The organism is Rhodococcus sp. S3 (assembly GCF_058211795.1).
In genome coordinates, this window is sequence record NZ_CM177074.1 from 1,381,395 (window position 1) to 1,400,816 (window position 19,422).

The following is a 19,422-nucleotide window of genomic DNA, read 5'->3' on the forward strand; positions in this document are numbered from 1 at the left end:
ATCCGATCGAGGCAATGCCCCCGTCGTGTCCCTGCCCGGACTCGTCTCGAAACTGCCCCGGATGGCTACCGATCTCCCCATCGTGTTGCGCGGAGCAGCCGGGATGACCCGGAAGCCGACCGCCCGCGAGACGATCGGGTCGGTCTTCCAGAAGCTCGCCGAGCGTCACCCGGAGCGCCCCTTCATCCGGTTCGAGGGCGACTCCATCGGGTACGGCGAAGCCAACGCGCAGGTCAACCGGTACGCCGCGGTACTTGCCGATCGTGGGGTCGGCAAGGGCGAGGTCGTCGGCATCCTCATGGGCAACCGGCCCGAGACCCTGCTGGTCGCCCTGGCCGCGGTCAAGCTCGGTGCGGCCGCCGGCATGCTCAACATCAACCAGCGCGGTGAGGTGCTCGAGCACAGCCTGTCGCTGCTCGACAGCGCCGTCCTCGTGATCGGGGAGGAGTGCGAGGAGGCCGTCGACTCGCTCGGCGGCGAACCGCAGGCGCGCACCGTGCTGCGCTTCGACGAACTCGCCACCGCCGCCCGCGACGCCGATGCGTCGAATCCCGCCGTCACCGAGGACCTGCAGGCGTCGGAGACGGCCTACTACATCTTCACCTCCGGGACGACGGGGCTGCCGAAGGCCAGCCGCATGACGCATTTCCGGTGGCTGAAGTCGATGTCGGGTCTCGGCAGCCTCGGCGTGCGCCTGCGCCGCACCGACGTCCTGTACTCCTGCCTGCCGCTCTACCACAACAACGCCCTGACGGTCGCGTTGTCCTCGGTGCTCGCCGCCGGTGCCACCTTCGGGCTCGGCCGGAAGTTCTCCGCGTCCAACTTCTGGAACGACGGGGAGCGCAACGGCGCCACGGCCTTCATCTACATCGGCGAGATCTGCCGCTACCTGCTCAACCAGCCGCAGCGGGAGGACGACGCCGACCACGGGATCCGCCTGGCCGTGGGCAACGGCCTGCGCGCCGAACTGTGGGACGAGTTCACCGAACGCTTCGGCATCGACCGCGTCGCCGAGTTCTACGGCGCCAGCGAATGCAACATCGCCTTCATCAACGCGCTCGACCAGAAGCGCACCGCCGGCATCTGCCCGCTGCCCTACGCCGTCGTCGAGTACGACCCCGATTCCGGGCAGGCGCGTCGCGGCGACGACGGCCGGTTGAAGAAGGTCGGCAAGGGCGAGGTCGGACTGCTCCTCGCGAAGGTCACCTCGCGCGCACCCTTCGACGGGTACACCGATCCCGAGGCCACCGAGAAGAAGCTGCTGCGCGACGCGTTCTCCGACGGCGACGTCTGGTTCGACACCGGCGACCTCGTCCGCGACCAGGGCTGGATGCACGTCGCCTTCGTCGACCGGCTCGGCGACACCTTCCGGTGGAAGGGGGAGAACGTCGCGACCACGCAGGTCGAGGCCGCGGTGTCGTCGCACGAGACGGTCGCCGAGGCCGTCGTCTACGGCGTCGAGGTCGACGGGGCCGACGGCCGCGCCGGGATGGCCGCGGTCACGCTGAAGGAGGGCGCCGAACTCGACGGGGCGGCACTCGCGAAGTCGCTGCACGACGCGTTGCCGGACTACGCCGTCCCGCTCTTCGTCCGCATCGTCGACGAGCTCGAGTACACGACGACCTTCAAGAGCCGGAAGGTCGATCTGCGCAAGCAGGGCTACAGCGAGACCGGCGAGGACGAGGTGTACGTCCTCGCGAGTCGCAGCGAGGGTTACCGTCCGATCTTCGACGGCTTCGTCGACGGCTTCGTCGACGGCGTCGCGCGGGGAGAATTGCCCTGTCGCTGAGCATGTCAGGATGGGATCATGAGCGGCCCCGCGACCGATGTCGACGAGCAGACCCCCGTGACCCGTCCCGGTCCGGCACCGTCCACCCTGTGCGGGCGCCCCGTCGCCACCGACAGGGCGCTCGTCATGGCGATCGTCAACCGCACCCCGGACTCGTTCTACGACCGGGGAGCGACCTTCGAGGACGAGGCGGCGCTCGCGGCTGTCGACCGTGCGGTGGCCGAGGGTGCCGACCTCGTCGACATCGGCGGGGTGAAGGCCGGGCCGGGTGAGGTCGTCGACAGAGACGAGGAGATCCGGCGCGTCGTGCCGTTCGTCGCCGCGATCCGCGAGCGGTATCCGGATGTGCTCATCAGCGTCGACACCTGGCGCAGCGAGGTCGCGCGTCGCGCCGTGGGCGAGGGCGCCGATCTGATCAACGACACGTGGGCCGGTGCCGACCCCGAGCTCGTCGCGGTCGCCGCCGAACTCGGGGCCGGCATCGTCTGCTCCCACACCGGCGGCGCCGTCCCGCGCACCCGTCCGCACCGCGTGCGGTACACCGACGTCGTCGAGGAGGTCGTCGCGGAGGTCGTCACCGCCGCGGATGCCGCTGCCCGCGCCGGCGTCGCGAGCGACTCGATCCTCATCGATCCGACCCACGATTTCGGAAAGAACACCCATCACGGACTCGCTCTGTTGCGGCACGTGGACGTTCTTGTAAAAACCGGGTGGCCTGTGCTTATGGCGCTGAGCAACAAGGACTTCGTGGGGGAGACTCTGGGAGTCGAACTCGCCGACCGGTTGGAGGGCACATTGGCAGCGACAGCTTTGGCCGCAGCGGCCGGCGCACGGATGTTCCGGGTACACGAGGTGGCAGCCACACGTCGGGTGGTCGACATGGTCGCGGCGATCGCGGGCACACGCCCGCCGGCGCGCACGGTGAGGGGGTTGGCATGAGTGCACCTGCACGCACATGGAACGAGGTCAACAGCTGGGATCGGCCCGCCTGGGCGATCGACGAGCTGATCGCGGCCAAGGCCGGTCGCACGGTGACCGTGGTGCTGCCCGCCCTCAACGAGGAGGAGACCGTCGCGGGAGTGATCGACACGATCCACCCGCTGCTCGGTGGTCTCGTGGACGAACTGGTGGTCCTCGATTCGGGTTCCACCGACGAGACCGCCTCCAGGGCGCGCGCGGCGGGCGCCCGCGTCATGTCCAGGGAGGAAGCGGTACCGGGCATCGAACCGGTCCCCGGTAAGGGTGAGGTGCTGTGGCGGTCGCTCGCGGCGACCTCCGGCGACATCATCGCCTTCGTCGACTCCGATCTGATCGATCCCGATCCGGCCTTCGTGCCGAAACTGCTCGGGCCGCTGCTGCTCGGTGACAGTGTCCACCTCGTCAAGGGGTACTACCGGCGGCCTCTGCGCACCGGTGGTGGCGAGGACGCCCACGGTGGTGGCCGCGTGACCGAGCTCGTCGCACGACCGCTGCTCGCGGCCCTGCGACCGGAGCTGACCTGCGTGCTGCAACCGCTCGGCGGTGAGTACGCGGGGACGCGGGAACTGCTCGAGTCCGTCCCGTTCGCACCGGGTTACGGGGTGGAGATCGGGTTGCTGCTCGACACCTACGACCGGTTCGGTCTCCACGCGATCGCGCAGGTCAACCTCGGGGTCCGCAAGCACCGCAACCGGCCGCTGTCCGAACTCGGGGCGATGAGCCGGCAGATCGTGGGCACGATGCTCTCGCGATGCGGGATCCCCGATTCGGGGGCGCCGCTCACCCAGTTCCTGGTGGAGGGCGACGCGTTCGTCCCGTTCGACACCTCCGTCGATCTCACAGATCGCCCGCCGATGGTGACGGTCACCGGCTGAGCCGACCGTCCGGCACCGGTCCCGGCCGGTGTCGGACGCTCGTGCCAAGATCGGAGCATGCTCACGGTTCTGCTGTACGTGCTCGTGATGGCGGGCGTCGCCGCCGTGCTGTTCTTCGTCGCGAGCGCCGTCTTCGGCCGGGGCGAGACGTTGGCGCCGCTGCCTCCGGGCACCACTGTCACGGTGCTGCCGGCCACCGACGTCACCGGCACCGACATCCGCGACCTGCGGTTCCAGCAGACCGTGCGGGGTTACAAGATGAGCGAGGTCGACTGGGCGCTCGATCGTCTCGCCCGCGAGGTCGACGATCTGCGGGTCCGCCTCGCCGACGCCGAGGCACGCGCGGCCGGGGAACCGGTCGACGGCGCCGGGCAGGAGGTCGGGGCAGAAGAGCTCGAAGCGGAGGACGTTCCGGAGAGCGCTTCGTCGGAGTCGACGGGGGAGTCACGATGACGGCGGACGGGCGGGGGCCCGTGGCCGATACCGACGACCGCGTGCGGTGCCCGTGGGCCGTCGACGGTCCCGGTTCGTCGCTCTACCGCGACTATCACGACTACGAGTGGGGCCGGCCGCTCCACGGCCGCGACGAGATGTTCGAACGGCTCTCCCTCGAGGCGTTCCAGTCGGGACTGTCGTGGCTGACGATCCTGCGCAAGCGGGAGGCCTTCCGCGCGGCCTTCCACGGCTTCGACGTCGAGGCCGTCGCCCGCTTCACGGAGGCCGACGTCGAGAGGTTGCTCGCCGACCCCGGCATCGTGCGCAACCGCCGCAAGATCGAGGCGGTGATCGCCAACGCGCGGGCCGTGCTCGAACTGCCCACCCACCTCGACGAGCTGCTGTGGTCGTTCGCACCGCCGCGACGCGCGCGACGTTCGGTAACGGTCGAGGAGATTCCGGCGGTCACGCCGGAGTCCACGGCGATGGCCCGTGAGCTGAAGCGTCACGGCCTCCGGTTTGTGGGCCCTACCATTGCATATGCGCTGATGCAGGCCACCGGGATGGTCGACGATCATCTCGAATCGTGCTGGGTGTCACTCGACCCGTAGAACCCGGAGGAGTCTCTTACCCAGGAGTCAGCTACGCGCACGTATTCCGGATAGGGAAGAATGAGAAGGTGCGCGTCGCCGCGACCGGCGATGCAACCACACGGTAACCCACGCGCCCGGCGGTCGGGTGCAGATTTGGAGGGAGCAGAGGATGGCGGCCATGAAGCCCCGGACCGGGGACGGTCCCCTCGAAGCAACCAAAGAGGGACGAGGAATCGTCATGAGGGTTCCACTCGAGGGCGGCGGACGTCTGGTCGTCGAGCTCACGCCGGAAGAGGCTGCGGCACTCGGCGACGAACTCAAGAGTGTCACCAGCTGATCGGCCCCTCTCAGGGCACTCCGGGCCCCGCGCTCCTCGGCGCGCGGGGCCCGGTGTCGTCCTGAGAACACGATCGGAGGCGCGATGCTCGCCGACGTGATCGACCTTCTCGCGTGCCCTCACTGCGAGTCCGCGCTCGACCTCGACGACAACGTCGTGGTGTGCGATCGCGGGCACAGCTTCGACGTCGCACGCCAGGGCTACGTGTCGCTGCTCGCCGGCGGTTCGACACCGTTCACCGGCGACACCGCCGACATGATCGCCGCCCGCGCCGACTTCCTCGGTGCCGGGCACTACGACCCCATCCGCCGCGCGGTCGCCGACGCGTGCGTCGACACGGCCGATTCGGTGGACACCGGCGCCCATGCGGTGGACACAGCCGCCGACGCTGCGATCCTCGAGGTCGGGGCCGGTACGGGGCAGTACCTCGCGTCCGTGCTCGACGCCCTGCCGGCAGCGCGCGGCATCGGACTCGACGTCTCCAAGCCCGCGGTGCGACGCATCGCCCGCAGCCATCCCCGGACCGGAGCGATCCTCGCCGACGCGTGGCAGCGACTGCCCGTGAAGTCGGCGTCGCTCACTCATGTGCTGTCGGTGTTCGCGCCCCGCAACGCCGCCGAGAGCCATCGCGTGCTCGCCCCGGGCGGAACGCTCGTCGTCGCGACACCCACCTCGGAGCATCTGCGCGAACTGGTCGAGTTGCCCGGCATGGTGAGCGTGGACGACCGGAAGACCGAGCGGCTCTCGTCCGCCCTGTCGGGACGTTTCGGGCGGGCGGGACGGACGGACGTGCGTTTCACGGCCTCACTCCCGCGCGACGTGCTCGGTCTCGTCGCGGGGATGGGGCCGTCGGCCCACCACGTGACGTCCGACCGGCGCGCGGAGTTGCTCGCCTCTCTGCCCGACCCGTTCGACGTGACGGTGTCGGTCACCGTCACCACGTGGCGACGGATCGGAACGGCCGACCAACCTACCGCGCCGTGATCACCTGCTGGTAGACGGCGACGGTCTGGCGGGCGATCTGCGCCCACGAGAACTTGCTGACGGCGCGGTCGCGTCCGGCCCGGCCCCACTGCGCGGCACGGTCGCGGTCGCGTGCGACGTCGTTGACGGCATCGGCGAGCGCACGCTCGTAGGTCGCGGTGTCGAACGCGTCGTAGTGCACCAGACGCCCGGTGGTCCCGTCCTCCACGACCTCCGGGATGCCCCCCACGTCGGAGGCCACCACGGCGGTCTCGCAGGCCATCGCCTCGAGGTTGACGATCCCCAACGGTTCGTACACCGACGGGCAGACGAAAACCGTCGCCACCGAGAGCAGTTCGCGGACCGATTCGGTGGGCAGCATCTCGCGCACCCAGTGCACCCCGTCACGGGAATCCTGCAGGGCAGCCACCGCGCGTTCGGTCTCCGCGGCGATCTCGGGGGTGTCGGGCGCGCCGGCACACAGGACGAGCTGGATGTCGGGATCGAGGTGGTGCGCCGCGGAGATCAGGTGCCCGACGCCCTTCTGCCGGGTGATGCGGCCGACGAACACGACGATCGGGCGGTCCGGATCGAGACCGATGCGGGTGACGACGGACTCGTGGCCCGGCTCGGCCGGGCCCGGATGCCAGACGGTGGTGTCGATACCGTTGCGCACCACGTGGACCCGAGCGGGATCGACGAACGGGTAGGCGTCGAGCACGTCGAGGCGCATCCCGTCGCTGACCGCGATGATCGCATCGGCGTACCGGACGGCGTTGCGTTCGGACCAGGAGGAGATGCGGTAACCGCCACCGAGTTGCTCGGCCTTCCACGGCCGCCGCGGCTCGAGGGAGTGCGCGGTGAGGATGTGCGGGACGTCGTGGAGTTCGGCGGCGAGATGACCGGCCAGCCCCGTGTACCAGGTGTGCGAGTGCACCACGTCGACCCCGGCGGCAGCGTGCGCCATGCGCAATCCGGCGGACAGGGTCGTCAGGGCGGGATTGGCGTCGCGCAATGCCGGGTCGGGGGAGTGCACGAACGCGGTGTCGCGCGGTGCACCTGTGCAGTGCACGTCGACCTCGACCAGTCGACGCAGTTGTTCGACGAGTTCGGTGACGTGGACTCCGGCCCCGCCGTACACCTCAGGCGGATATTCCCGCGTCATCATTGCCACCCTCACCGCCTCAAAGTAGCGGGCCGCGCAGGTTCCGGCCACCCTGCCCCGACACTCCGATCGGCGTCGAGATCGCGCTTCGCTGGCGGCGGCCTGGGTCGGGGGATAGGTTGAAGCGTGTGAGGAGCCAGCCCCATGTGCTTGGAATCGTTCTCGCCGGCGGCGAGGGCAAACGTCTGTATCCGCTGACCGCGGACAGAGCCAAGCCGGCAGTGCCGTTCGGGGGCGCGTACCGCCTCATCGACTTCGTGCTCAGCAATCTCGTGAATGCCGGTTACCTGCGCATCTGCGTTCTCACGCAGTACAAGTCGCACTCCCTCGACCGGCACATCTCGCAGACCTGGCGCCTGTCCGGATTCACCGGTGAGTACATCACCCCGGTGCCGGCCCAGCAGCGACTCGGCCCCCGCTGGTACACCGGCAGCGCCGACGCGATCCTGCAGTCGCTCAACCTGGTCTACGACGAGGATCCCGAGTACATCGTGGTCTTCGGCGCCGACCACGTGTACCGGATGGACCCCGAGCAGATGGTGCGCCAGCACATCGAGTCGGGAGCCGGCGTCACCGTCGCCGGTATCCGTGTCCCGCGCAGCGAGGCCTTCGCGTTCGGCTGTATCGACAGCGACGAGAGCGGCCGGATCACCCAGTTCCTCGAGAAGCCCGCACACCCGCCCGGGACGCCCGACGACCCCAACGTCACGTTCGCGTCCATGGGCAACTACGTCTTCACCACGAAGGTCCTCGTCGAGGCGCTGCGGGCCGACTCGGAGAATCCCGACTCCGACCACGACATGGGCGGCGACATCATCCCCGCGCTCGTCGAGCAGGGCGAGGCCCACGTCTACGACTTCAACGACAACGTCGTCCCGGGCGCGACCGAACGCGACCGTGCCTACTGGCGCGACGTCGGAACGCTCGACGCCTTCTACGACGCCCACATGGACCTCGTGTCGGTCCACCCGATCTTCAACCTCTACAACCGGCGCTGGCCCATCCGCGGTGCCGCCGAGAACCTGCCGCCCGCGAAGTTCGTGCAGGGCGGTCTCGCGCAGGAATCGATCGTCGGCGCCGGCAGCATCCTGTCGGCCGCCACGGTCCGGAACTCGGTGCTGAGTTCGAACGTCATGGTCGACGACGGAGCGACCGTCGAGGGCAGCGTGCTCATGCCCGGGGTGCGCATCGGCAAGGGTGCGGTGGTGCGCCGGGCGATCCTCGACAAGAACGTCGTCGTCGGCGACGGCGAGATCATCGGCGTGGACCTCGAGCGCGACCGTCAGCGGTTCGCGGTCAGCAACGGTGGTGTCGTCGCCATCGGCAAGGGCATCTGGATCTGAGAACGTGCCCGCCCCGACGGCGGATCAGCTGAGGCGCACCGCGCAGAGCAGACCGTCGCCGAGGGGGAGGACCACCGGAGCGAGACGTTCGTCGTCGGACACCGCGCGGGTCGCCTCGCGCACCGCGAGCACCGTCGCGTCGCGGGCGGCGGGATCGGCAACGCGACCGTCGAGCAGGGCGTTGTGCAGCACGATCACGCCACCCGGCCGCAGCAGACGCACCCCTTCGCGCACGAAGTGCGGATGGTCTGCGGGAGTCGCGTCGACGAAGACCATGTCGTAGCCGGAATCGGCGAGTCGCGGCAGCACGTCCAGCGCGCGGCCGTTGATGAGCCGGGTGCGCGACGCCACGATGCCGGCTTCACGGAAGGCGATCTTCGCGGCCCGCTGATGTTCCGGTTCGCTGTCGATCGTGGTGAGCACGCCGTCCTCGCGCAGGCCGTGCAGCAACCACAGTCCGCTCACACCCGCACCGGTCCCGATCTCCACTACCGTCTTCGCGTCGAGCATGCGGGCGAACATCGCGAGGGCGGCTCCGACGGAGGGGGACACCGGGTCGGCGCCCAGATCTTCGGCACGGTCACGCGCCGCGGCGAGCTCGTCGTCCTCGACGACGATGTTCTCGGCGTGGGTCAGGATGCGATCGGCGTTGGTCTGCACCTCACTGAGGCTATCCTCGGCGATTCGTTCGCGCAGGCAGGCGCGCACGGAGTGGTGCCGTCAGTTGTGTGATTTCGGCGGATGAACATGCCCGGAGCGGTTTTCTCAGGGACGTTTCAGGTTACTCATACGGCGGCCACATCGCCGCGAGGAAAACTGACACTCGACGAACCGGACGATCGCACCGGTTCACGACTTCGAGGACGCACCGCCCTCGGGGAACGTTCCTGTGAAGGAATATTCCCAGCAGGGCGAGTGTTGTAGGCCCCGAAGCCCGTACCACCCTGCGATCCCGACGAGGAGGATCCACCGATCCACATGACCCGATCCCACACCGTTCCCGAGAACGACGCCTCGGCGCTCGAGGCGGACCTGAGCGGCACCGCGGCGTTCGACGCCACCGGGGACCGCGCGGCCATGCCGTCGTGGGACGAACTCGTTCGTGAGCACGGCGACCGCGTCTACCGACTCGCCTACCGCCTGTCCGGCAACGCCCAGGACGCGGAGGATCTCACGCAGGAGACCTTCATCCGCGTCTTCCGGTCGTTGCAGAACTACCAGCCCGGCACTTTCGAGGGCTGGTTGCACCGCATCACCACGAACCTCTTCCTGGACATGGTGCGCCGCCGGAACCGCATCCGGATGGAAGCGCTCCCGGAGGACTACGATCGTGTACCGGCCGCAGGGCCGAACCCCGAGGAGATCTACCACGACGCGCGTCTCGGCGCCGACCTGCAGTCCGCTCTGGACTCGCTCGGACCCGAGTACCGTGCCGCGGTGGTGCTCTGTGACATCGAAGGTCTGTCCTACGAGGAGATCGGTGCCACACTGGGGGTGAAACTCGGTACGGTGCGTAGTCGTATCCACCGAGGCCGCCAGGCACTCCGCGAGTACCTGCGCGAGCATGGAAAGGTCGAAAACGGTCGCGTCGATGCGGGGTAGCCGCCGGGAGGTAGTGATGACGATGGTGCAACCACCTCGCAGGTTCGGCTCCACGGAACATCTCGCCAGCGAGGCAGTTGCCGCATTCGTCGACGGCGAACTGCGCATGGCGGCCTACATGCGGGCCGCCCAGCACCTGTCGATGTGTCCGGAGTGTGCCGCCGAGGTCGAAGCCCAGCAGCAGGCCCGCCACGCCCTGCGGTCCGCTGCCGATCACGTACCGCGTATGCCGAGTTCTCTGCTCGGGACGCTCAGCAACATTCCTTCACACCTGTGCGATCCGTCCCCGCAGCCGCAGGCGGAGGAAGGCTTCGCCGCGCGCCGCTGGTCGATTCTCCGGCGCCGGTGACCGGACGGGCGGTAACAGGTGATCCGATGCCATCGGTGATACTGGGCTGCGTGACGGACCTAGACGGGGGAGACGGGCACGCGTGACGGCCGAATCTGCGCAGCACACCGAACGACGGGCCGGCGACGATCCTCGTCGCGACGACGAGCTGCCCCATGCCTCGTCGGGTAAGGACTCGTCGGGCAGAGGCTCGTCCGGCAACGCCTCGTCGGGGCTGCCCGACGGAGCGATCGCGCGCCCCGACGACGCTCCCCGTCTCGAACCCCGGCCCGTCTACCGGCCCACCGTCGATCCTGCATCGGCTCGTGTCTTCGGGCGCCCGGCCGGCGCCGAGGGATCGTTCGACTCCTCGGCCCATCCCCGCGTCGTCGACCCGCGCGTCCAGCAGGCACCTCCGACCGACGCGATCCTGGCCGAGGCCTACGGACGGCCGTCCGACGCCGACGAGACGCTCCAGCGTCCCCCTTCGCAGCCCGCGACCGAGGCCGAGGACGACACCGAACCCGATCCCTGGCGCGACCCCGACTCCGCGGTGCGGCTCGGTCCGCCCCTGGCCGGGCAGGCGGAGGAGAAGGAACTTCCCCCGGCTCCCGGACTCACCCTGCGTGAAGTGTTGTTCGACCGCCGCGTCCAGCCGCGCGCGCTCGCGACCCTGGCCGCGGTGGCTGTCGTGATCGGCATGGTCGGCGGACTTGTCGTGGCACTGGCGACCGCCGACAACGGCTCACTGACCAGTCGCGGCGTGACCCTGAGCCAGTCCGGTCCCGACGAGGAACTGCCGACCGGCGCGGTCGCTCGGGTCGCCGACACCGTGCTCCCCGCGGTCGTCTCCATCCAGACCACCGTCGGCGGCGACGCCGGCACCGGCTCGGGCGTGGTGATCGACGGTGCCGGTTACATCGTCACCAACAACCACGTCATCTCGATGGCCGCCGGAAATCCCGACGCGAAGGTGCAGGTCACCTTCGACGACGGCACGAAGGTGCCCGCATCGATCGTCGGACGCGACATCAAGACCGACCTGGCCGTGCTCGCCGTCGAGGACGTCGACAACCTGGTCGTCGCCGAACTGGGCCGCTCCGAGGACGTCCAGGTGGGCGAGGACGTCGTCGCGGTCGGTTCGCCGCTCGGCCTGAGCAAGACCGTCACCCGCGGCATCGTCAGTGCCTTGCATCGGCCCATGCGGCTCAGCGGACAGGGCACCGACACCGACGCGGTGATCGATGCCGTCCAGACCGACGCCTCGATCAATCCCGGCAACTCCGGCGGCCCCCTCATCGACATGGAGGGGCGCGTGATCGGCATCAATTCCGCGATCAAGTCGGAAACCGGCGGCTCGGTGGGTCTGGGCTTCGCGATCCCCATCGACGACGTCACCGAGGTGGCGCAGGAGCTGATCCGCACCGGCGAGATGCGCCACCCGGACATCGGCGTGAACGCGCGCTCGGTCGTCAACGACGTCGCGAGCGGCGCGGAGGTCGCCAACGTCCGTCAGGACAGCCCGGCCCAGCGCGCCGGCATCGTCGAGGGCGACGTCATCGTCAAGGTCGGCGACCGCGAGGTCACCAGCGCCGACGAACTCGTCGTGGCGGTCCAGCAGCAGGAGATCGACGAGCCGATCACCGTCCAGCTCGTGCGCAACGGCCGCCTCGTCGACGTCGAGGTCACCCCCGTCTCCGACTGAACGGTTCCCCTCGCGTGATGTGACCTTCCCCGTAGGTGATGCGATCCGGACGCGACCACGTACCCTGGATGCGTGTTCGGCAACATCGGTTGGGGCGAGTTCCTGGTACTCATCGTGGCGGCCCTCGTGGTTCTCGGCCCGGAGCGCCTGCCCGGCGCCGTCTCGTGGGTGGCCAAGTCGCTGCGTCAGGTACGCGACTACGCCACGGGTGCGCGCGACCAGCTCAAGCAGGAACTCGGGCCGGAGTTCGACGACCTGCGGCAACCGCTGTCCGAGCTGAACCAGCTGCGCGGCATGACACCGCGGGCCGTGGTCACGAAGCATCTGCTCGACGGCGACGACTCGATCCTCACCGGCAACTTCGACAAGCCGTCCTCGGCGACCCCGGGAACACCCACCAACGGCGCGGCCCGGCCGAATCTGTCGAAGCCGCTCGCTCCGGACGAGAAGCCGCCGATCGATCCCGACGCCACCTGACAGCTTTCCTACGATCGAGCCCCCGCCGTGAAGCACGGCGGGGGCTCGATCGATATGGGTCTCTACAGGTGACGCGTGGTGTCGATTCCCAGCGACATGCCGGCCAGTCCGCGCTTGCGCACCGCGAGCTTGTCGGAGACCTCCTTGAGCGCCACCGCGGGCGCCGAGTCGGGCGCCGCGAGGACGATCGGAGTACCGGAGTCGCCGGCCTCGCGCACGGCCGGGTCGAGCGGGATCTGGCCGAGCAGCGGCACCGTCGCGCCCACCGCGCGGGTGAGCCGCTCGGCGACGGCCTGACCGCCACCGCTGCCGAAGACGTCCATGCGGGTGCCGTCGGGCAGCTCCAGCCACGACATGTTCTCCACCACGCCGGCGATGCGCTGACGCGTCTGCAGCGCGATCGAACCGGCACGCTCGGCGACCTCGGCGGCGGCCTGCTGCGGCGTCGTCACGACGAGGATCTCGGCGTTCGGGATCAGCTGCGCGACGGAGATCGCGACGTCGCCCGTACCGGGCGGCAGGTCGAGGAGCAGGACGTCGAGGTCGCCCCAGAAGACGTCGGCGAGGAACTGCTGCAGCGCGCGGTGCAGCATCGGGCCGCGCCACACCACCGGGGTGTTGCCCTCGGTGAACTGCGCGATGGAGATCATCTTCACGTCGTGTGCGATCGGCGGCATGATCATCCGCTCGACCTGCGTGGGCTTCGCGGACGTGCCGAGCATGCGGGGGATCGAGTGACCGTAGATGTCGGCGTCGAGGACACCCACCGACAGTCCGCGCGAGGCCATGGCCGCGGCGAGGTTGACGGTGACCGACGACTTGCCGACACCGCCCTTGCCGGAGGCCACCGCGTAGACGCGCGTCAGGGACCCGGGCTGGGCGAACGGGATGACGGGCTCGGTGGAGTCGCCGCGCAGCGACTTGCGGAGCTCGGTGCGCTGCTCGTCGCTCATCACGTCGAGGGCAACCCGCACCTCGCCCACCCCGGCGACGTCGGCGACGGCCTTGGTGACGCGCTCCGAGATCTCGGTGCGCATGGGGCACCCGGCGGTGGTCAGATAGATCGCCACGTCGACGCTGCTGTCGGCGCCGATCTCGATGCTCTTGACCATTCCGAGATCGGTGATGGGCTTGCGGATCTCCGGGTCCTGGACCCGTGCGAGCGCACTGCGGACGTCGGACTCACTGACTGCCATGACGCCCATGGTAGGCGGCAGGCCGCTCGCGACCGGATACGGGTCGAGGTGACCCGACGACCGCCTTCGCCTGTCAGTGGATACGGGGCAGATCCGCGGGGCTCGGGTCGATGCCGGTGGAGTAGGCCGTCGACCAGGCGAGCACGTTCGCCACGTAGGCCATCGAGTTGTTGTAGCGGTGGATCGCCTTCGTCGAGTGCGCGATGTTGCGCATGTCGAGGCCGCCGTCGCACAGGTACTTCGCGGTGGTGAGCGTCGAGTCGTACAGGTTCTGGGGATCGGAGACCCCGTCGCCGTTGCCGTCGCCCGCGTACTGGTTCCACGTGGTGGGGATGAACTGCATCGGCCCGACCGCGCGGTCGTAGACGGTGTCGCCGTCGAGAGCGCCGCCGTCGGTGTCGTGGATGACGGCCTGGCCGGGCAGGCTGCCGTTGAGCGGCAATCCGATGACGGGCTCGAGCAGGTTGCCCTTGTCGTCGGCGCGACCACCGTTGGCGTGTCCGGACTCGACGCGGCCGATGCCGGCGAGGAGCGTCCAGTGCATGCCGCAGGCGGGATTCTCCTCGGCGAGGACGCGCTCGGCGTTGCGGTAGGCGGCGTAGTTGATCCCGGGGATGCCGAGCGGGCCCTCCTCGAGGACCTCGGGCTCGGGTTCCGGCTCGGGGGCGGCCTTGAAGGTGCGCACGGGTGCCGGTTCGGGCTCGAGCATGATCGTCTGCACGGCGGCGACCGCTTCGGGAACCGCGGCGGCGAGGTCGGCCGAGTCGGTCGACGACGCCGTCGGCTCGGTCTCGTGGTGAGCTGCACCCATCAGTGCTCGCGGCGACGCACCCGCAGTGGTCGCGGCTGCGGCGACCAGTCCGACCGGAACGAGTCCGGTCATCGCGATGACGGAATTTCGCCGAAGCTTCGAATCCGACGGTTTGGCGTGGCGGCCCAATGGATAACCCTCCCTCGGGTGCCTCGGAACGAGACACCTTCGTTACGTGCCGGGCCGAGGTTACAGCATTCGATGCTTTTCCGTTACTCAAACGTGATGTAACGGGGGTGCATGCGCACTGCTGTGGCCCATCCGTGCTGGTTCCGTGGGTCGGGTGGGGTGAAAGAAAAAGATGACGACACGCGTGTCGCGCGTGTCGTCATCTCGCTCGTGTGCCGGGAGTTATTCGCAGAAGGCGGGCACCAGGCAGGGGAGTTCGGGCAACTCCGGCATCGCGGGTGCAGCCGGGGCGGCCTGCTCCGGCGAGGGCTCTGCAGGCGCTTGCTCGCCCGATGGCTCGGCCGGCGGCGTTGCGGCCGGGGCGGGCATGGTGACCACCGGAGCCGGAGCGGGGGCCGCGACATCCGCGGCGTTCGGAACCGGCCGCGCCGGGATCGGGGCGAGATCGGCGGGAGCCACCTCGGCCGCCTTCGCATACGCGCCCGACCAGGTCCGGACGTTCGCCAGATAGTCAGGGGACGGATCGACCGCCGCCACCGCCCGCGCCTCACCGTCGGGCTCGCGCAGGTTTCCGCCCTCCGCGCACATCCGGGCACCGGCGGCCAGGGTCGCGTCGAAGATGTTCTGCGGATCGGCGGTGCCGTCCGCGTTGCCGTCGGCGGAGTACTGCTCCCACACCGCGGGGGCCAGGTGCATCGGCCCGAGCAGTCCCTCCGGGGTGACGACCGGCGTGGTCAGCGTGCCCAGGATGTCGGTGCGTCCCCCGTCCGCGTGCCCGGAGCTCAGCCGCCCGACGGCGGCGAGCAGATTCCACGGCAGGCCGCATTCGGGGGAGTCGATGGCCAGCTGCATCTCGGCCGCGCGATAGGCGTAGAAGACCAGTTCGGGGATTGCGAGCGGCCCGTCCCCGAGCACCGCCGCACCTCCTGCCGCGACCAGGGCCTCGGGCGGAAGCTGGGCGAGCGGGTCGCTCGGGCTGCGCAGTGGCTGCGCCTCGCGCACCTCGCCGGGGAGCACGCCCACCGCCGGGGCAGCGCTCGGCTCGGCCTCGGTGGACGTCGTCTCCGCCACCACTGTCGCCGACGACGCTGTCGCTGCGAGTCCGGCAGCGACGATCACCGGCATCGCCAGCGCGACCCTCCACCGCACGCGATCACCCTCCTCCGGTCGTCCGTCCGACTGCTGTGACGAAGGTTACAGAAGGATGTCGCGTTGTGTGCAACCGGGCGTGCCGGACAACAGGACGAGCGGGTGGGTTCCTTCAGCGACGGGGCGCGCGGCTGCGCGGAGGACCGGCGTCGTCCTCGTTCTCGTCGTCGACCAGCAGTGCACGCAGGTCGTCGAGTTCGCGACGCAGATAGTCGCGGGTCGCGACCTCGCCCACCGCGAGTCGCAGGGCCGCGAGTTCACGTGCCAGGAACTCGGTGTCGGCCTTGGTCTGCTCGGCGCGGGCGCGGTCCTCCTCGAGCGACACGCGGTCGCGGTTCTCCTGCCGGTTCTGCGCCAGCAGGATCAACGGCGCCGCGTAGGCGGCCTGCGTCGAGAACGCCAGGTTGAGAAGGATGAACGGATAGGGATCCCACTGCAGGCCGACGGCGGTGATGTTGAGGGCGATCCACACGATGACGACGATCGTCTGGATGGCGAGATAGCGGCCCGTTCCGAGGAACCGGGCGATCGACTCGCTGACCCGGCCGACCGCCTCGGCGTCGAAGTTGAACCGGAACCTCGACGCCTGGGGTGTCTCGAGGCGCGAGCGGCCCTGCGTGCTGCGGTCACTCATCCTCGATGTCCTCCTCGCGCCAGTCCTCCGGCAGCAGATGGTCGAGCACGTCGTCGACGCTCACCGCGCCGAGCAGGTGCCCCTCGTCGTCCACCACCGGGCCGCAGACCAGGTTGTACGTCGCGAAGTATCGGGTGACGGTGGTCAGGGCGTCGTCGGGGGCCAGGCGCGGCAGATCGTCGTCGACGACCCCTCCCACCAGGCTCGCAGGCGGTTCCCGGAGCAATCGTTGCAGATGGACGCAGCCGAGGTACTTGCCGGTGGGCGTCGCGGTGGGCGGCCGCACGACGAAGACCATCGACGCCAGGGCCGGACTCAGATCCGGATTGCGGGCGCGGGCGAGCGCTTCGGCCACCGTGGTCGCCGGTGTCAGCACGACCGGTTCGGGGGTCATCAGACCACCGGCGGTGTCGGGGGAGTGCTCGAGCAGGCGGCGCACCGGCTCGGAGTCCTCGGGGTCCATGCGTTGCAGGAACGACTCGGCGTCCGTGGCGGGCAGCTCACCGAGGAGGTCGGCGACGTCGTCGGGATCCATCGCCTCGAGCACCGCGACCGCCCGGTCGAGACCGAGCTGGGTGAGCAGATCGGTCTGATCGTCGGAGGGCAACTCCTGCACGATGTCGGCGAGGCGTTCGTCGTCGAGCGCCGCGGCGACCTCGGTACGTCTCTTGATCGGCAGGTCGCGCAGGGCGTTCGCGACGTCCGGCGGGCGCATGTCCTCGAACTGCAGGAGCAACTGCGCGACACCCTGTCCGGGCATCGACAGCGCCTGCTGGGTGAGTCCGTGCACGTGCGGCCATTCCACGATGTGGATGGGGGAGCGGCGCGCGAGCCGGCCGCGATGGCGACGCACCGCCACGCGGGCGACGACCCAGTCGCGGGTGCGCATGAGCTCGAGCCCCAGATCCACCACGACGGCGTCGACACCCATCAGGTCCGGCAGCTCCGGGTCGTCGACGCGCACACGCGAATCGAGGACCTGACCGAGGGCGAGCACCTCCGAGGGCCGTTGCGTGAACCGGCGCAGACTCACGTTGCCGGTGACGAGGGTGACCGCGCCGGGCTCGATCGCTGTCACGCGCAGCATCGGGACGAAGATCCGCTTGCGGGTGGGCAGTTCGACGACGAGCCCCAGCGCACGAGGAGGCTGACGCCCCACCCGGATGGTCAGCACGACATCGCGGACGCGGCCGATGGACTCGCCGTCGGGGCCGAGAACGACCAGTCCGGCCAGCCGCGCGACGAAGACCTTGCTCACTGCTGCCATGATTGCCAGGCTAGAGCGTGCCCACGCTGTTCCCGGAACTCGGAGGTCTGGTCAGGTCATGTCGTTTTCGTTCAGGCCCCGGAGGTCGGTACTCGCGGTTCCCGGCAGCAGCCGGAAGATGATCGACAAGGCCAAGGGCCTTCCCGCCGACGAGATCTTCCTCGATCTCGAGGACGCCGTGTCGCCGCTGGCCAAGGAACAGGCCCGCAACACCATCGTCGAAGCTCTGAACGAGGACGGCTGGGGCGACCAGATCAAGGTCGTGCGCGTCAACGACTGGACCACGGACGCGACCTATCTCGACGTCGCGACGGTCGTCGGTGGCGCCGGCGCGAACCTCGACGCGATCCTGCTGCCGAAGGTGCCCGACGCGAGCCACGTGAAGGCACTCGACCTGCTCCTCACGCAGGTCGAGAAGGCCCACGGTCTCGAGGTGGGACGGATCGGCATCGAACCGCAGATCGAGAACGCCATCGGGCTGACGAACATCGACGAGATCGCGACGGCGAGCCCGCGCGTGCAGACGCTCGTGTTCGGCCCGGCCGACTTCATGGCGAGCATCAACATGCGCACGCTCGTCGTCGGTGAGCAGCCCGAGGGTTACGACGTCGGCGACGCCTACCACCACATCCTCATGACGATCCTCATGGCCGCGCGCGCCCACGGGCTGCAGGCCATCGACGGTCCCTACCTCCAGATCCGCGACGTCGACGCCTTCCGCCGGTCGGCGCAGCGCACCGCCGCCCTGGGCTTCGACGGCAAGTGGGTGCTGCACCCGAGCCAGATCGACGCGGCCAACGAGGTCTTCAGCCCCCGGCAGGAGGACTACGACAAGGCCGAGATGATCCTCGACGCCTACGAGTGGCACACCTCGGCCGAGGGTGGCGCCCGCGGTGCCGCGATGCTCGGTGACGAGATGATCGACGAGGCGAGCCGGAAGATGGCTCTCGTGATCTCCGCGAAGGGCCGGGCCGCCGGGTTGCAGCGCACCCAGAAGTTCGAGCCGCCCACCTCCTGACGGGAACGACCAGGAAAAAGAACATATCGGGCGAACCATCGCGGCATGCCGGTCCCCGTCGAGGCAGAATGGAGACCGGCGCCGCGACCGTCGGCGTGCATCGCGAAGGAGCCGAAACGACATGACGAATCCCCTCGGACCCGGTCGCCAGGTACCCGGTCTGCCGACACCTCCCACGGGCTGGCCCGTCGGTTCGTACCCGACCTACGCCGAGGCGCAACGGGCGGTCGACCACCTGGCCGATCAGAACTTCTCCGTCGAGGACGTCACCATCGTCGGTGTCGATCTCATGCAGGTCGAGCGGGTCACCGGTCGGCTCACGTGGCCGAAGGTGATCGGCGGCGGCATCGTCTCGGGTGCATGGCTCGGCGTGTTCTTCGGTCTGCTGCTCGGCATCTTCTCCACCGACTTCCTCGGCCCGCTGCTCGTCGGCCTCGTCGGCGGCATCATCTTCGGCCTCATCTCGGCGAGCATCCCGTACGCCGCGACCCGCGGCCAGCGCGACTTCTCGTCCACCATGCAGCTCGTCGCCGGCCGCTACGACGTGCTGTGCCAGCCGCCCACCGCCGAGAAGGCGCGCGACATCCTCGCCAAGCTGGCCATCTGATCGTCGGGAGGTCGCGCGTTC

At 69.4% G+C, this 19,422-nt stretch carries 21 protein-coding genes; 14 read left to right on the forward strand and 7 right to left on the reverse strand.

Annotation, left to right across the window (positions count from 1 at the left end; translation table 11 throughout):
• Positions 1–25: 25 nt before the first annotated feature.
• The 7 genes from AC0LPE_RS06530 to AC0LPE_RS06560 all read left to right on the forward strand — a co-directional run bounded on the left by AC0LPE_RS06530 (position 26) and on the right by AC0LPE_RS06560 (position 5,991).
• Entirely contained in the window at positions 26–1,789 is a 1,764-nt protein-coding gene (locus tag AC0LPE_RS06530) for a long-chain-acyl-CoA synthetase (RefSeq protein WP_490606316.1), read from the forward strand.
• A gap of 18 nt (positions 1,790–1,807) precedes the next feature.
• Positions 1,808–2,728 (forward strand): dihydropteroate synthase, encoded by a 921-nt coding sequence (gene folP / locus AC0LPE_RS06535; protein ID WP_490605832.1) that lies wholly within the window; start codon positions 1,808–1,810, stop codon positions 2,726–2,728.
• Positions 2,725–3,642 (forward strand): glucosyl-3-phosphoglycerate synthase, encoded by a 918-nt coding sequence (locus AC0LPE_RS06540; protein ID WP_106200388.1) that lies wholly within the window; start codon positions 2,725–2,727, stop codon positions 3,640–3,642. Before folP ends, AC0LPE_RS06540 begins: the two co-directional genes overlap by 4 nt.
• A 57-nt stretch (positions 3,643–3,699) precedes the next feature.
• On the forward strand, positions 3,700–4,095 hold the full coding sequence (locus AC0LPE_RS06545) for a DivIVA domain-containing protein (protein WP_106200387.1): 396 nt from the start codon (positions 3,700–3,702) through the stop codon (positions 4,093–4,095).
• Positions 4,092–4,688 carry a DNA-3-methyladenine glycosylase I gene (locus tag AC0LPE_RS06550; protein ID WP_490605833.1) on the forward strand — a complete coding sequence of 199 codons (597 nt, stop codon included), beginning with the start codon at positions 4,092–4,094 and terminating at the stop codon, positions 4,686–4,688. The genes AC0LPE_RS06545 and AC0LPE_RS06550 overlap by 4 nt, the downstream gene beginning before the upstream one ends.
• A 151-nt stretch (positions 4,689–4,839) precedes the next feature.
• The gene (locus AC0LPE_RS06555; protein ID WP_006554284.1) at positions 4,840–5,007 is read left to right on the forward strand and encodes a DUF3117 domain-containing protein; all 168 of its coding nucleotides are present in this window, start codon (positions 4,840–4,842) and stop codon (positions 5,005–5,007) included.
• An 84-nt stretch (positions 5,008–5,091) separates the two neighbouring features.
• Positions 5,092–5,991, forward strand: a complete 900-nt coding sequence (locus tag AC0LPE_RS06560) for a putative RNA methyltransferase (RefSeq protein ID WP_490605834.1) — start codon at positions 5,092–5,094, stop codon at positions 5,989–5,991.
• On the opposite strand, the gene glgA is transcribed toward AC0LPE_RS06560, so the two are convergent.
• A complete protein-coding gene (gene glgA / locus AC0LPE_RS06565) occupies positions 5,978–7,150 on the reverse strand; it encodes a glycogen synthase (protein ID WP_490605835.1) in 1,173 nt (390 codons plus the stop codon). The genes AC0LPE_RS06560 and glgA overlap by 14 nt on opposite strands.
• 113 nt (positions 7,151–7,263) lie before the next feature.
• Here glgA and glgC point away from each other — a divergent pair, with 113 nt between their 5' ends.
• A complete protein-coding gene (gene glgC, locus AC0LPE_RS06570) occupies positions 7,264–8,478 on the forward strand; it encodes a glucose-1-phosphate adenylyltransferase (protein ID WP_037190186.1) in 1,215 nt (404 codons plus the stop codon).
• 24 nt (positions 8,479–8,502) lie between these two features.
• Here glgC and AC0LPE_RS06575 read toward each other — a convergent pair whose 3' ends face one another.
• Positions 8,503–9,138, reverse strand: a complete 636-nt coding sequence (locus AC0LPE_RS06575; protein ID WP_026061109.1) for an O-methyltransferase — start codon at positions 9,136–9,138, stop codon at positions 8,503–8,505.
• 318 nt (positions 9,139–9,456) lie between these two features.
• Here AC0LPE_RS06575 and sigE point away from each other — a divergent pair, with 318 nt between their 5' ends.
• The 4 genes from sigE (at position 9,457) to tatB (ending at position 12,590) form a co-directional block, all read left to right on the forward strand.
• Positions 9,457–10,080: an RNA polymerase sigma factor SigE gene (gene sigE, locus AC0LPE_RS06580; RefSeq protein ID WP_490605836.1), complete on the forward strand. Its 624-nt coding sequence runs from the start codon at positions 9,457–9,459 to the stop codon at positions 10,078–10,080.
• A gap of 16 nt (positions 10,081–10,096) precedes the next feature.
• Complete coding sequence (locus AC0LPE_RS06585) at positions 10,097–10,429, forward strand: anti-sigma factor family protein (RefSeq protein ID WP_016692034.1); 333 nt, start codon at positions 10,097–10,099, stop codon at positions 10,427–10,429.
• A gap of 214 nt (positions 10,430–10,643) precedes the next feature.
• Complete coding sequence (locus AC0LPE_RS06590) at positions 10,644–12,113, forward strand: S1C family serine protease (RefSeq protein ID WP_423660410.1); 1,470 nt, start codon at positions 10,644–10,646, stop codon at positions 12,111–12,113.
• Positions 12,114–12,185: 72 nt separating this feature from the next.
• Positions 12,186–12,590 (forward strand): Sec-independent protein translocase protein TatB, encoded by a 405-nt coding sequence (gene tatB, locus AC0LPE_RS06595; RefSeq protein ID WP_490605837.1) that lies wholly within the window; start codon positions 12,186–12,188, stop codon positions 12,588–12,590.
• A gap of 62 nt (positions 12,591–12,652) precedes the next feature.
• On the opposite strand, the gene AC0LPE_RS06600 is transcribed toward tatB, so the two are convergent.
• The 5 genes from AC0LPE_RS06600 to AC0LPE_RS06620 all read right to left on the reverse strand — a co-directional run bounded on the left by AC0LPE_RS06600 (position 12,653) and on the right by AC0LPE_RS06620 (position 17,776).
• Positions 12,653–13,786, reverse strand: coding sequence for an Mrp/NBP35 family ATP-binding protein (locus AC0LPE_RS06600; protein WP_490605838.1), 1,134 nt, complete (start codon positions 13,784–13,786; stop codon positions 12,653–12,655).
• Between the two features lie 73 nt (positions 13,787–13,859).
• On the reverse strand, positions 13,860–14,726 hold the full coding sequence (locus AC0LPE_RS06605; protein WP_172414831.1) for a lytic transglycosylase domain-containing protein: 867 nt from the start codon (positions 14,724–14,726) through the stop codon (positions 13,860–13,862).
• Between the two features lie 222 nt (positions 14,727–14,948).
• Positions 14,949–15,875, reverse strand: coding sequence for a lysozyme family protein (locus AC0LPE_RS06610; protein WP_490605839.1), 927 nt, complete (start codon positions 15,873–15,875; stop codon positions 14,949–14,951).
• Between the two features lie 112 nt (positions 15,876–15,987).
• A complete protein-coding gene (locus tag AC0LPE_RS06615) occupies positions 15,988–16,509 on the reverse strand; it encodes a DUF1003 domain-containing protein (protein ID WP_088896697.1) in 522 nt (173 codons plus the stop codon).
• Positions 16,502–17,776 carry a magnesium transporter MgtE N-terminal domain-containing protein gene (locus AC0LPE_RS06620; RefSeq protein ID WP_006554297.1) on the reverse strand — a complete coding sequence of 425 codons (1,275 nt, stop codon included), beginning with the start codon at positions 17,774–17,776 and terminating at the stop codon, positions 16,502–16,504. Before AC0LPE_RS06620 ends, AC0LPE_RS06615 begins: the two co-directional genes overlap by 8 nt.
• Positions 17,777–17,834: 58 nt before the next feature.
• Here AC0LPE_RS06620 and AC0LPE_RS06625 point away from each other — a divergent pair, with 58 nt between their 5' ends.
• Both AC0LPE_RS06625 and AC0LPE_RS06630 read left to right on the forward strand, forming a co-directional pair.
• Entirely contained in the window at positions 17,835–18,794 is a 960-nt protein-coding gene (locus AC0LPE_RS06625) for an HpcH/HpaI aldolase/citrate lyase family protein (RefSeq protein WP_229567556.1), read from the forward strand.
• A gap of 121 nt (positions 18,795–18,915) precedes the next feature.
• Entirely contained in the window at positions 18,916–19,401 is a 486-nt protein-coding gene (locus AC0LPE_RS06630) for a YflT domain-containing protein (protein ID WP_006554299.1), read from the forward strand.
• Positions 19,402–19,422: the final 21 nt, after the last annotated feature.